Source organism: Microbacterium sp. (assembly GCF_035556355.1).
Classification (GTDB): Bacteria; Actinomycetota; Actinomycetes; order Actinomycetales; family Microbacteriaceae; genus Microbacterium.
In genome coordinates this window covers 39,577-51,778 of record NZ_DATMFG010000043.1, presented here as the reverse complement: position 1 = coordinate 51,778, position 12,202 = coordinate 39,577, and the positions used below count along the sequence as shown (strand labels likewise).

Annotated in this window: 11 protein-coding genes and 2 tRNA genes; 8 read left to right on the top strand and 5 right to left on the bottom strand. The window is 67.1% G+C overall.

What is annotated here, in order from left to right:
* Nucleotides 1-42: 42 nt before the first annotated feature.
* The 6 genes from VNR19_RS12165 to dctP all read left to right on the top strand — a co-directional run bounded on the left by VNR19_RS12165 (nucleotide 43) and on the right by dctP (nucleotide 6,672).
* Nucleotides 43-114 (top strand) — tRNA-Gln (locus VNR19_RS12165).
* A 243-nt stretch (nucleotides 115-357) separates the two neighbouring features.
* Nucleotides 358-3,036 carry an outer membrane protein assembly factor BamB family protein gene (locus tag VNR19_RS12160; RefSeq protein WP_325727104.1) on the top strand — a complete coding sequence of 893 codons (2,679 nt, stop codon included), beginning with the start codon at nucleotides 358-360 and terminating at the stop codon, nucleotides 3,034-3,036.
* Nucleotides 3,037-3,202: 166 nt separating this feature from the next.
* Nucleotides 3,203-3,790, top strand: a complete 588-nt coding sequence (locus VNR19_RS12155) for a TRAP transporter small permease (RefSeq protein WP_325727102.1) — start codon at nucleotides 3,203-3,205, stop codon at nucleotides 3,788-3,790.
* 2 nt (nucleotides 3,791-3,792) lie between these two features.
* Nucleotides 3,793-5,070 (top strand): TRAP transporter large permease, encoded by a 1,278-nt coding sequence (locus tag VNR19_RS12150; protein WP_325727100.1) that lies wholly within the window; start codon nucleotides 3,793-3,795, stop codon nucleotides 5,068-5,070.
* Between the two features lie 17 nt (nucleotides 5,071-5,087).
* Nucleotides 5,088-5,525, top strand: a complete 438-nt coding sequence (locus VNR19_RS12145) for a type II 3-dehydroquinate dehydratase (RefSeq protein WP_325727098.1) — start codon at nucleotides 5,088-5,090, stop codon at nucleotides 5,523-5,525.
* A gap of 100 nt (nucleotides 5,526-5,625) precedes the next feature.
* Complete coding sequence (gene dctP, locus VNR19_RS12140) at nucleotides 5,626-6,672, top strand: TRAP transporter substrate-binding protein DctP (RefSeq protein ID WP_325727096.1); 1,047 nt, start codon at nucleotides 5,626-5,628, stop codon at nucleotides 6,670-6,672.
* 60 nt (nucleotides 6,673-6,732) lie between these two features.
* On the opposite strand, the gene VNR19_RS12135 is transcribed toward dctP, so the two are convergent.
* The 3 genes from VNR19_RS12135 to VNR19_RS12125 form a co-directional block, all read right to left on the bottom strand.
* Nucleotides 6,733-7,362: an IclR family transcriptional regulator gene (locus VNR19_RS12135; protein ID WP_325727095.1), complete on the bottom strand. Its 630-nt coding sequence runs from the start codon at nucleotides 7,360-7,362 to the stop codon at nucleotides 6,733-6,735.
* 29 nt (nucleotides 7,363-7,391) lie between these two features.
* The gene (locus VNR19_RS12130) at nucleotides 7,392-8,099 is read right to left on the bottom strand and encodes an IclR family transcriptional regulator (RefSeq protein ID WP_325727094.1); all 708 of its coding nucleotides are present in this window, start codon (nucleotides 8,097-8,099) and stop codon (nucleotides 7,392-7,394) included.
* Nucleotides 8,100-8,244: 145 nt separating this feature from the next.
* Nucleotides 8,245-9,282 carry a ThuA domain-containing protein gene (locus VNR19_RS12125; RefSeq protein WP_325727092.1) on the bottom strand — a complete coding sequence of 346 codons (1,038 nt, stop codon included), beginning with the start codon at nucleotides 9,280-9,282 and terminating at the stop codon, nucleotides 8,245-8,247.
* Nucleotides 9,283-9,442: 160 nt separating this feature from the next.
* On the opposite strand from VNR19_RS12125, the gene VNR19_RS12120 reads away from it, so the two are divergent.
* Nucleotides 9,443-10,351 carry a hypothetical protein gene (locus VNR19_RS12120; protein WP_325727090.1) on the top strand — a complete coding sequence of 303 codons (909 nt, stop codon included), beginning with the start codon at nucleotides 9,443-9,445 and terminating at the stop codon, nucleotides 10,349-10,351.
* Between the two features lie 3 nt (nucleotides 10,352-10,354).
* Here the strand turns inward: VNR19_RS12120 and VNR19_RS12115 are convergent, their stop codons facing one another.
* Together VNR19_RS12115 and VNR19_RS12110 are read right to left on the bottom strand one after the other, a co-directional pair.
* Complete coding sequence (locus tag VNR19_RS12115) at nucleotides 10,355-11,269, bottom strand: aminoglycoside phosphotransferase family protein (RefSeq protein WP_325727088.1); 915 nt, start codon at nucleotides 11,267-11,269, stop codon at nucleotides 10,355-10,357.
* A gap of 21 nt (nucleotides 11,270-11,290) precedes the next feature.
* Nucleotides 11,291-11,929 (bottom strand): MBL fold metallo-hydrolase, encoded by a 639-nt coding sequence (locus tag VNR19_RS12110; protein WP_325727086.1) that lies wholly within the window; start codon nucleotides 11,927-11,929, stop codon nucleotides 11,291-11,293.
* 108 nt (nucleotides 11,930-12,037) lie between these two features.
* On the opposite strand from VNR19_RS12110, the gene VNR19_RS12105 reads away from it, so the two are divergent.
* A tRNA-Glu gene (locus tag VNR19_RS12105) sits at nucleotides 12,038-12,113 on the top strand.
* Nucleotides 12,114-12,202 lie beyond the last annotated feature (89 nt).

Genomic DNA, 12,202 nt, shown 5'->3' with positions numbered 1-12,202 from the left:
TCGTCTAGACTTGATCCTCGGCACGACCCCGGTCGAAACCGGTGGGGTATGGTGTAATTGGCAACACGGCTGATTCTGGTTCAGTTGTTCTTGGTTCGAGTCCAGGTACCCCAGCAAGACAGAAACCCTCGATTGATCGGGGGTTTTCTTGTTTTCTCCTCCCATGTTCCCGGGCCATGCTCGTGAGCCTCTCCTGGCTCGGTCCGGTTTCGGTGGCCTTCGCCCGTGACTCCGCGATCCGCACGCCGCACGAGCGTGTCGAGCTGGTCTCAGCGGATGGATCGACGGTTGGGTGGGCTCCTCGGCGTCGCTAGCTTGCCGGTGACCATGACCGATGACGATCTAGGAGTGCCAGCCATGCGCACACGTCTGTCGACACGATTGGGGGTGGCGGGGCTCGGCGCGGCCGTTCTGGTGACGGGCCTCGTCTTCGCCCCCGCCCACGGTGCGGAGGAGCCCGACTCAAGCTCCCTCTCTGCCACAGCCCCGACCGGCACGGACATGCCCACGGTCGGCGGCAACCTCGGAAATCAGCACTATTCCTCGCTCACGCAGATCAAGCCCGAGAATCTGGAGCAGCTCGCCCCGGCGTGGCGGACCCACGTGTCAGCGGTCGATCCGGTCTCGACGCGCACGGGACAGCAGACGACCCCGATCGTCGTCGATGGGGTGCTCTATCTCGATACCCCCTCCGGCGGGGTGATCGCCGTTGACGGCGCGACCGGCGATCCCGTCTGGAAATGGGAGAACACGGCCATCGGCTTGTCGACGACGCGGCGCGGCGTCTCAGCAGGCGAAGGACGGATCTACACCCTCGCCGGCGGCAACAACGTGGTCGCTCTCGACCAGGAGACCGGCGAGGAGATCTGGGTCGCGCCAGCGGTCGGGCCGAACGGCGAAGACCTGGGCCGCGTGGGGAAGGTCGCGACGGTGTACTTCGACGGTCTCGTGTACGCACACGCGGCCGACGGGAATCGCGGTGCGGTGGTTGCGCTGAATGCCGAAGACGGATCCTACGTGTGGCACTTCTTCGGCGGTCCGATGCGGGGCGAGGAGTTCACGAAGCTCGACGGCACGACTTTCGATGCGTCCGCGACGTGGGGGCCCGTGCTCGATGACGGCACGGACTGCTCCGAGTCGGGAGGTGCCACGAGCTGGATGCACGGGGCGGTGGATCCCGAGCTGGACCTCTACTACATGACCTTCGGCAACGCGCGCTCCTGCAACTCGTCCCAGGACGGCTCGAACCGGCCCGGCGACAATCTCTTCTCATCGACGATGGTCGCGGTCAACGCCCACACGGGCGAGTACGTGTGGCACTACCAGTCGATCCACCACGACGTGTGGGACATGGACAACGTGCATCCGCCCACCCTCGCCGACATCGAGATCGACGGGCAGCTCCGCAAGGTCGTCTTCTACGGCAGCAAGTCCGGTCATCAGTTCGTGCTCGACCGCACGAATGGCGAGCCTGTGCTGCCGGTCGCAGAGAAGGCGATGATCATCGACGACCGGCAGGCGCACTCACCGACGCAGCCGATGCCCGCGACGCGTCTACTGCCCGAGTGCCTCGTGTGGGAGCCGCTCGACCCGGACAACGTGCCGGGCGACCCGTGGCGTGGCGTACCGAACTACAACGGCTATCAGCCTGACGCTGACGGGAACCTCGTCTTCAACCCCGACAGCTACGTCGCCGCCGACGAACCGCACCTCACGTATCCCGAGGGCAGCTCCGGCCACCGCGAGGGCTGCATGTACGACCCGCAGTGGGACCTGCCGATCCTGTCGACGACGAGCCAGAATGGCGGCGGCGACTGGTCGAACAACGCCTACAGCCACTCGACCAACTTCGTCTACTTCTCCTACGGCACGAACCCGGTCGCTCACTACAACGGCGCATCGGCGAACGGCCTGCGCGCGACCGGTCAATACCAGACCGGGGGCATCGTCGCGTACAACGCGTCCACCGGTGAGGTCGCGTGGCAGAACCACCTCGGTACGGACATGTCGCACGGGCAGGGCTCCCTCGCCACCGCAGCAGATGTGCTCTTCGTCGGACAGGCTGATGGCCGTCTCCTCGCTCTGGACGCACGCACCGGCGACGTGCTCTGGGAATTCCAGACGGGTACGGCGATCGGCTCGACCCCGGTGACATACGAGGTGGATGGCGAGCAGTACGTCGCCGTATTCGCCGCGGGCACGACGAACCCATATGGCGGATCCATCACCGCGGGCGACTCTCTGTGGGCGTTCAAGATCGGCGGCGAATACGTCACCGAGTCGGGGAGCCAGGAAGGTCCCGTCACGGCGCCGCTGTCGATCCGGCGTCCAGTAAGCGGATCGGCGGTCGAGGGCGCAACGGTCGACAACACCGTGCTGCTCGCGCGGACCAGCCGCACGGCGGACACCGCCACTGCTGCGGACGCGACAACCACCTCGGCGATGCAGCCCACCCACCTGCGGGTCTCCGTGGGGGAGACGGTGACGTTCCTCAACCCGGGCGTGGAGACCTTCCCGAACAACCCCAACACGAAGGAGCACTGCGCGACGCAGTTCTTCGAGGGCGAGTTCAACGCGCGCCTGCAGCCGGGTGAGAGCTACCAGCACACGTTCACACGAGCCGGGGAGTACTTCTTCAACGACTGCACCGACCCTCGACCCACCGGCAAGATCGAGGTCGTCGCGGACGTCGAGGAGATCCCCGACGCTCTCGACGTCAGGGGCAAGGCGAATCTGACGTCGAGCAACGGACTGTTCACCGGGGTGGACGGAGTGCTGACGATGCACTTCGAACTTCCCCGCGGCTACACCTACGAGAGCGGAGTCGAGCTGATCACGGAGCTCGGGCTGCAGCCCATCGCGGCCGCGAAGGTGACCGCCAACAAGAACCGCATCATCGTGCAGTTCGACAAGTCCGACGTCGACAACAACGTGCCGGAGGGTGAGACCACGCTCGTCGTGACCGCCTACGCCTTGGACGGCAATGGGGTGCAGAAGCAGCTCAGATCGTCGACGGAGGTCGTCGTCACGAAGTGACCTGTCAAGCCGAGATCGCCGCGTCATCCTCGGGTGGCGCGGCGATCTCGTCGCGGAGGAAATGTGTTCCATCGGCTGGGATCCCTTTTTGGCACCTTCGCAATCGTCGTCAGAGTGAAGCGCGAACGGCAGAGACGCCGTCGCGTCGGAAGGGAGAACGCGGCAGATGAGCCGACGAGACGAACCCGAGGAATCCATCTACGGCCACACCGAGACCGTCTACACCTCGCCCGACGTGAATGTCGGAGTGCCTCCCGAGCCGTGGTTCCTACGAGTGCTGTCGAGCGTCGAGGTTGTCGTAAGCGTCGTGCTGTTCGCGGGGATCTTCATCGGCGTGATGTGGCAGGTGATCGGTCGGTACTTCCCCAAGGTGTCCTGGCTCGGCGCGGGCGAGCTCGCACTCCTCAGCATGATCGCGATGACCTTCGCCATGATCGGCTATCTCACAGGACGCAACGGCCACATCGTGATCGAGCTGTGGGATCAGCTGCTCGAGGGGAGGCCGCTGTTCGCGGTGCTGCGCATCGTATCGGCGGTGATCATGGCGGGAACGTGCGCGTGGATGGCCTACGACGCCTGGGTCAAGATCGGCCTCGAGTGGAGTCGGGAGAGCGCCGCGATCGGCATTCCGCTCGGCGTGCTCTACATCTTCGCACTCCTGGGCGTCGTCTCGGCGGCGATCCACTCGGTCTGGAAGATCCGGCACGCGAATCGGCCTGAGCGTCGGCTCGAGATCGATGAGATGGAGGGCTGATCATGGACCTCTGGTTCTTCGCTCTCCTCCTCGTCGTGCTCCTTCTACTGCGGGTGCCGGTCGCCTTCGCGATGATCCTGCCCAGCATGATCTACTTCACGAGCCACGGCCTGTCCGCAGGCTACGCGATGACCTCGATGCTCAACGGAATCAACAGTTTCCCGCTCCTGGCCGTCCCGTTGTTCATCTTCGTCGGCACCCTGTCGAATCACCTCGGCATCGCCACTCGGCTCTACGACTTCGCCCGCGCGCTCCTGCCACGTCTGCCGGGCAACCTCGCCTTCGTGAACCTCGGCACTGCAATCGGGTTCTCGTGGATCAGCGGATCGGCACTCGCCGACGCCGCATCCACGAGCAAGGTGCAGATCCCGCAGATGCTCAAGGCGAAGTATCCCTACGGCTTCTCGGCAGGACTCACGGCCTCCAGCTCGCTGCTGAGCACCGTGATGCCGCCCAGCATCCCCGCCGTCCTGTTCGCGGCAACGGCGTCGATCTCGACCGGTGCACTGTTCGCCGGCTCGGTGCTCCCGGCTGCGCTCATGGCGGTCGGTCTCGCGGTGTACATCGCCATCTGGGTGCGGCTGCACCCCGAGATCACGGGGAGCCGCCCCTTCGACGTTCGGATGCTGGGGACGGCCACGGTGCGCGTCCTCGGACCCGCCCTTCTGCCGATCATCATCCTGGGTGGGATCTTCAGCGGATGGTTCACGCCCACGGAGAGCGCCGGCGTGGCCGCCGCTGTCACGATCGTGCTCGGCGCCGTATACCGGACGCTCTCCTGGGCCACCTTCTGGAAGGCAGCCAAGGAGACCGTGATCATGTCGGGCGGCATCCTGCTCATCATCGGGGCCTCGAACCTGCTGGGACAGGTGCTCGCCCGCGAGCAGGTGTCACGCGGACTAGGCGAGTGGCTCGCCGGCGTCACGGACAACCCGATCGTGTTCCTTCTTCTCCTGAATGTGCTTCTCATCCTGCTCGGGGTCTTCCTGGAGGCGCCGCCGGTGATCCTCGTGCTCGTTCCGATCCTCATGCCGATCGTCTCGGGCTACGGCATCGACCCCGTGCACCTCGGCGTGATCATGATCGTCAACCTCATGATCGGGTCGCTGACGCCGCCCGTCGGCGCCGTGCTCTTCGTCGTGGGGTCGATCACGCGCCGGCCGATGGGTGAGCTTTTCCGCGGCATACTGCCGTTCCTTGTTCCGCTGTTCGGAGTGCTTCTGCTCCTGACTCTCTTCCCGCAGATCGTCACCATCGTGCCGACGATGCTCGGGCTGTGATCTCGAAAGGACCGACTTTGACCCGCAAGCTCTATGTGCTCAACGGCCCCAACCTCGACATGCTGGGACAGCGCGAGCCCGAGATCTACGGCACCACGACGCTCGCCGACATCCAGGCATCCGTCGAGCGGCTCGCCAGCGAATTCGGCTTCGAGCTCTTCTTCGCTCAGACCAATGCGGAACACCAGATGATCGAGTGGCTTCACGACGCGTTCCGCGACGCCGCCGCCGTGGTTATCAATCCGGCAGGCTTCAGCTTCCAGTCCGTTCCGGTGCTCGACGCGCTGCGGATGCTCCGTGTTCCTCTCGTCGAGCTGCACATCTCGAACATCCACGCCCGGGACATCGTCCACCGGCACTCACTCGTGTCTGCCGTCGCGACGGCGGTGATCGCGGGTGCCGGATCGTTCGGCTACGACCTCGCGGTGAGGGCTGCGCACGCGCTGTCGAGGTAGCCCGTTCCACTCGTCGGGAGCACTTTCGACGGGACCATCGGCTCCGGCAAGAGTCGGAGCACGCAGCAGCGCAAGGATGCGCACACAGAAGGAGACGCACATGACCACATCGCAGTCCATGCGCCGAGGCCTCGTCGCCACCTCGGCGATCGCCGTCGCCACGCTCGCCCTCGCGGCGTGCAGCGGTGGCGAGACGAACCCCCCGGCAGGCGACGGTGGCGACAACCCGGTGACCTTGACCGTCTCGCTCACGCAGAACGAGCAGACTCCGAACTACTACTGCGGGGTCGAACTCCTCAAGGAGCGTCTCGAGGAGTCCGGCCTCGGGTTCACCGTGGATCTGTACCCCGCGAGTCAGTTGGGTCCGCACGCGGATCGATTCCCGATGACGCAGGCCGGAGACATCGACATCGACCTCCTGGGCGGGTCCGAGCTCGCGACGACATTCGCGCCGATCGAGGCCGTCGACGCCGCATACGCCTTCGATGACGTCGACCACGCCTTCAGGTGGATCGACGAGGGTGCCGCTGATCTGTTCGCCGACTTCCACGAAGCCACGGGTGTGCAGATCGTCGACGGGTGGTTCTTCGGGAACCGGACCTTCACCACGAAGGGCATCGAGGTCCGCAGTCCGGGCGACCTGTCGGGTGTGCCGATCCGCTTCCCGAACTCTCCCGGCTTCCTCGCCAACGCAGCTGCTCTCGGCGTCGACAGCCCCGTGTCGGTCGCGGTCGAAGAGCTCTACTCAGCCCTGCAGCAGGGGATCGCCGTCGGGCAGGAGAATCCGATCCCCGCGACCCACTCGTCGGGCTACGACGAGGTGCTGGACACGGTGGTTCTGAACAATCACAACGTCGGACTCCAGTTCGTCATCGTGAGCGATCGCACCTTCGAGAAGCTCAACGAGGAGCAGACGGCAGTGCTCGAGTCGACGATCCACGAGATCCGCGACGAGAACCGCATCTGCGTCGAGGACGAAACCGATGAGATCCTGGACGAGTACCGCTCGGACTCGGCGTACACGGTGATCGAGCAGGGCGAGATCGACCTCGACGCCTTCATAGAGAAGGCCGAGGCGTACTTCGCCGATTACTACGACGGCGAGACCCTAGCCGCGTACGAAGGGATCAGGGCTTTGTCCGACTGATCGATCATGAGAGTGGGGAGGGGACGCTCAGCGCCCCTCCCCATTCTTCGCGTCGTGGTGTCACGCGGCCGCGATCCTGCGGCTCAGCGCCGCGGCCGTGTGACGGACGAGTGGGATGGTCTGGACGGGATCGAGCTCGTCGATCCCACCGCTGACCGAAAGGGCTGCGACCACCGTGCCCCGCTCGAACACCGGGCTCGCGACGCACACATGGTCGCCGTGGTCTGCTTCATACGTCGTGACGACGTCCTGCTCCGTGCCGCGCTCGCGAAGCGTTTCGAGCGCGGCGCCGAGCGCGGTGGTGGAGCGCGGCAGGCGCTGGCCGACATGTGCGGCTGCGAGGGGTGTGCTGCGCCCGAGGGAGGTCGCGATCACGAGTGCGTCGTCTCCGTCCGCGATCGCGAGGTGCACATGGTGCCCTGTCGCATCGCGGAGCCTGCTGAGAGTCGGTATGGCCGCCTGGCGGAGGCGGCGGGGGTGCTCAACGCTCTGCCCGAGCTCGAACAGGCGGATGCCGAGGTAGAGGCGGCCGTCCACGCGATCGAGATAGCCCTCTGCCACGAGGTCGGCCGCGATGCGAGAGACGGTGGATTTCGGAAGGTTCGCACGTCGAGCGAGCTCGGTGACGCCGAGACCTTCCCCAACGCCGAAAGCCTCGAGGACGGCGCTCATGCGGTCGAGCACGCTCACCGAGTCACTCCAGGCCGCCGTGCGCATGGTCAGGCTGCGGCGAGTCGGCGCGTCAGTGAGATCGCGGCTCCGCGGACGAGCGGCTCCACATCGGCCGCGCGCATGCTGTCGGCAGGGCCGGCGATCGAGATCGCGCCCACGACACGCTGCTCGGCACCGAGGATCGGACTCGCGACCGCGAGAACACCCCGGTAGGACTGCCCGGGGTCGGTCGCGGACGAGACGGATCGGACTGCCGTCAATTCGTCGTAGAAGCGGTCCGCGTCGCCGTCGTGGAGTGGAGCGGCTACACGCTCCACGATGTGCGGGTCCTCGCAGAAGGCGAGGTAGGCCTTGCCGCTCGCGGTCGTGAGCGCGGGGGATCGCACTCCCGCTCGAGCCGGGAGCATGGGGAGCCGCCCCGGGACGGCGGCGAGAGAGACCATGTCGGTGCCCTGCTGAACCCAGAGGCCGACGCGCTCGCCGGTGTGCTGAGACAGGTCGCGCACCACCGGTGCGGCGACCGAGAGGAGGCGTCGCGGCTGGGTGGCGAGGGAGCCGAGCTCGAACAGCCGGAGACCGAGGGTGATACCGTTCCGATCGCGCGCGAGATAGCCGCGTTCGACGAGATCGCTGACCAGGCGCGCGGCGGTCGATTTCGGAATGCCGGTACGAGCCGTGATGTCGCTGACGGTGGTGGGACCACCTGCGGTCTTGACCGCATCGAGGACCGCGAGGATGCGATCGAGGACGGACATCGGCCGCTCATCGTCGCTGGAGGTGAGGCGCGACATCGGATCTCCCTTCCCGGGTTAGCCCCAGCGCTCCCGGATCCGAACGTAATCGTTGTTCCGTGCGAACCGCAACGAGCCCGGACGCGATTCGCGTCCGGGCTCGTCGAGTTCAGGCCTGGCAGAAGGGCTGAATACCCATCACGCTTTCGAGGCCGTTGACGATGTGCTGCTTGAACAACTCCTCGTTGGCGATCTCACCGTTCGGGTCACCCGTCCACAACTGGACGTCGTGGCCGAGCGTCGTGAGGAACGCCTTCCCGCCGTCGTAGTAGTGGCACCAGCTGACCGGGTGCTCAGCGCCATGCCCGGGATGACCGGTTGCACGTCCGTTGAGGCTCGTGGCCTCGTCGACCTCGAGAAGTACGTTCACATAGCTCGGGTACGGCACGAGGTTGTAGAACTCGTCGCGGAAGTCCCACGTCGCGGGGAAGCCGGCCGTTGAGACGTCGTCGTCGTTGATCGTCTCGATCGTGCCCGCCCGGTTTGGGGCGTGGTCGTAGAAGTTCGCGCCGCCGAGCAGGCCCTCGTACCACGGCCAGTGGTATTCCGTGCCGAACGCGTTGTGGATGCCCACGAAACCGCCGCCGCGCCGGACGAACTGCATGAGCGCCGTCTGTGCGTTGTCGTCGAGGGTGTCACGCGTGGGGCTGAGGAACACCACGGCCTGATAGTTGTTCAGGCTCGTCATGCGTGAGACGTCCTCGGTGTAGTCGACCTGGATGCCGCGCTCCTCGGCCCACGCCTTGAGCGCAGCTTGTGCGACGTTGTTCGGATTGAGCGGCGGGTTCAGCCCGGGTGCGAGCGCGGTGCCGAGGTGTGCGTGGCGGGGACCCACCGTGCGGCTGTAAATCAGGATCCGCTTCGTTTCGCCCTCCGTCCAGCCCTGCCCCCAGTCGTTGTAGCAGGCGGGATCGACGCCGCGGCACACACCGTAGTCCTTGATCCCATCGAGATAGACCGCGTCGGCGGTGGTCGGCTGTCCGCCGAGCCCCTTGCCGTTGCCGTTTCCGTTGTTCCCTTGGCCGGCGATCGCGACGCTGCCGGCCGTGCTGCCCGGGCTCGCGATCGTGTTCGTGGCGGCGAAGATGCCGGCGCCCAGCACCGCCGCCGTCACCAGCGCCATGCCGGAGCGCAATACCGATTTCACGTGAGATCTCCTTCGATCAGTCGCGTCGAGGCCCGAGCGGGGAGCGGGTGCCGGGCAACCGTGACGCTAGGGCGCCGCCGAAACCGCGGGCAACGATCGTTCCATTCAGTGGGCGCCGGTGTGGTCCCGCCGCCCGCTTGCGGGCGGCGATAATGGAGGGATGACCGCATCGTCGCTGTCGCCCGAGCGCTTGGATGAGCTCGCCGCTCTCCGGCGGCGTGCCTACGGCCCGGATGCCGACATCGAGCAGGATCAGGACGCGGTCGCGCGGTTGCAGGAGCTCGAAGACCTCGCGCGCCCCGGCACGGTGGCAGACGCGGCCCCACCCGTCGAGGGGCAGGCGCCCACGAGCGTGGACGCCGCGGTCGAGGAGGCGGCAGCGCCGATCCAGCCCGAGACTGCCGCGGTCATCGACGTGGCCGACGTGCCCCCCGCGCCCATGGGCGCCCAGCCCGCGGGGGCGGGCGCGGCATCCGTGTCGTCCGGTGACGATCGGAGCGCGACGGATGCCGCCGCCGCAGCCGAGACGAAAGCCGAGACCGCCCCACCGGTCGAACAACCCGCTCCGAAGGGGTTCTTCGCGCGCATCGCAGCGTGGTGGCGACGCATCCCGCGGTGGACGATCGCCGTCGTCGCGGTCATCGTCGGCGCGGTCGCGAGCGTGGGACTCGGCGCTGCCGCCTCGGCGCAGCCTGCGGCGCGGCTCGGGATCGACTCCTCGCGCGTCGGGTCGGACATCGTGTTCCTGCCGGAGGGCGCCCTCGTGTACTACGAGCTCGAGAGGGACGACATCCGCCTCCACGAGGCGTTCGGCGACCTCCAGGTGGTCTCGGGCATCAACGACTCCGACCAGGAGTGTCTGTTCGCCGCCGTCGGCGACCGCTGGCTCAACGGCGGGTGCGCGCCCGCCGAGTTCGGCGCGGTCTTCGACATCACCGACGACTACGGGCTGCAGGAGCTCACCGACCCGGACCTCCCGCAGAGAAGCACCATCCGGCTCATCCTGAAGGGCGAGGTCGTCGAAGTGTGGGTGCACGTCGGCGAGGGCCCGAGGATCATCGAGGGCTGACGATCACGCCGTCGCTTCGGCGAGCGCCTCGGCACCCAGCGCGGCGTACGCGGGGTTGTCGTCGCTGTGCTGGAGGAGCGTCGCGGCTACCGCCACCGCCCATCCGCGCGCACGCGTCCACGTGGCTTCGTCGTGCCGGTCGGCGAGCATCGCTATGAAGCGTTCCCGACCCGCCGCGTCGAACGCGAGCCAGGCGATCGCGAGGTCGTACGCGGGATCTCCTGCGGTCACGTCGCCGAAGTCGATGATCGCGGCGAGCCGGCCATCGTGGGCGACGAGGTTGCCCGGGTGCATGTCGCCGTGGATCCACACCGGAGGAGCGGAATGGGCGGGCGCCGCCACCGCCGCGCGCCACAGCTCCTGGGCCGTGCGCAGTCGTTCGTCGGGTGCCGCGCGTCTCTCGTGCAGCGCCGCGAGGCGCGCCTCGACCGCTTCGTCGCGATCCGCGAGCGGCACACCGCGGAACGGGTTCACCGGATGCTCCGCCGGAGCCTCCACATGCATGAGACGCAGCGCGCGGGCGAGCTCGGGCGCCCACGGCGTGCGCTCCGCGCGCGGGACGGAAAGAGCGCTCGTCCCGTCGAACCACGGAACAACCGACCACCGCCAGGGGTAGCCGCCCGACGGCAGGCCCTGAACCAGAGGGGCCGGCACGCCGATACCGCTCGGCGCGATCAGGCGCGCGAGCGTCGGCAGCACCTCATGCTCGTGTACGAGCAGCCTCGCGGCGACTGCGCGGCGCGGCATCCGCACCGCGAGGTCGTCCCCGAGGCGCCACATCTCGCAGTCCCACCCCGACTCGGCGAGCGAGAGCGGGCGGGTGGCGGCATCGGGAACGACGTCCGCCGCCTGATCTGCGAGCAGGCGGCGGATCAGCGGGTCGTCGATGGTGATCTCGGCTGCGGGCTTATCGGGCATTCAGCCGACGATACCGGCGCATCAGACGTCGGCGCTGTCGCGCGGGTCGAGCTCGAGGAACTCGCCGCCGTTCTGCTCCGTGGCCCACTTGAGGCGCTGGCGGTGCATGCCGCGGCCGATGACCGACAGGGTCATGTCGTGCGTGCCGAACGCGCGGCGCGGCTTCACGGCGAGCACGAAGTCCATCGCCTCGCCGATCTTGAGCCACGGTGCGCCGAGGGGTGCGGCGAGCAGCTTCACCTCGACGCCCTCGGGCACGGCGTACGAGTCGCCCGGGTAGTAGAACGTGTCGTTGACGAGCACGCCCACATTGTCGACGACGGGGATCGACTCGTGGATGACGTTGTGACGACCGCCGAAGAAGCGCAGCGTGAACGGGTCCACCGTCACGGTCTCACCGGGGCCGACGACGGTGACGTCGTACCCACCGGCGGCGTCGGCGACTCCCTTCGGTCCGAAGACGGGGGTGTCGGGGAACTTCGTGAGCAGTCGATCGAGGTGGTCGGGCGTCCAGTGGTCGGGGTGCTCGTGCGTGAGCATGATGGCGACGACGTTCTCGAGCTCGTCGAGGGGGTTGGTGAACGATCCCGGATCGATCACGAGGGTCTTGCCGGAATCCTGGACGGTCAGCGCCGCGTGCTCATACTTCGTCACTCGCATGCGTTCGAGTCAACCGGCCATGAGGCGGCGACGGCAAGCCGGATGCCCCATCCCGGGCTCGATTTGGTCGGCCTGAACCCGCATGGCATACTTGAACGGCTGACAAACGGCCCCATCGTATAGCGGCCTAGTACGCCGCCCTCTCACGGCGGTAACGCGGGTTCGAATCCCGCTGGGGTCACCACCAACGACAGAAGCCCGGTCCACAGGACCGGGCTTCTGTCGTTTCCCCTTCACCCCTTCAACCCGCTGGTACTCACCCCCCTGGATGAT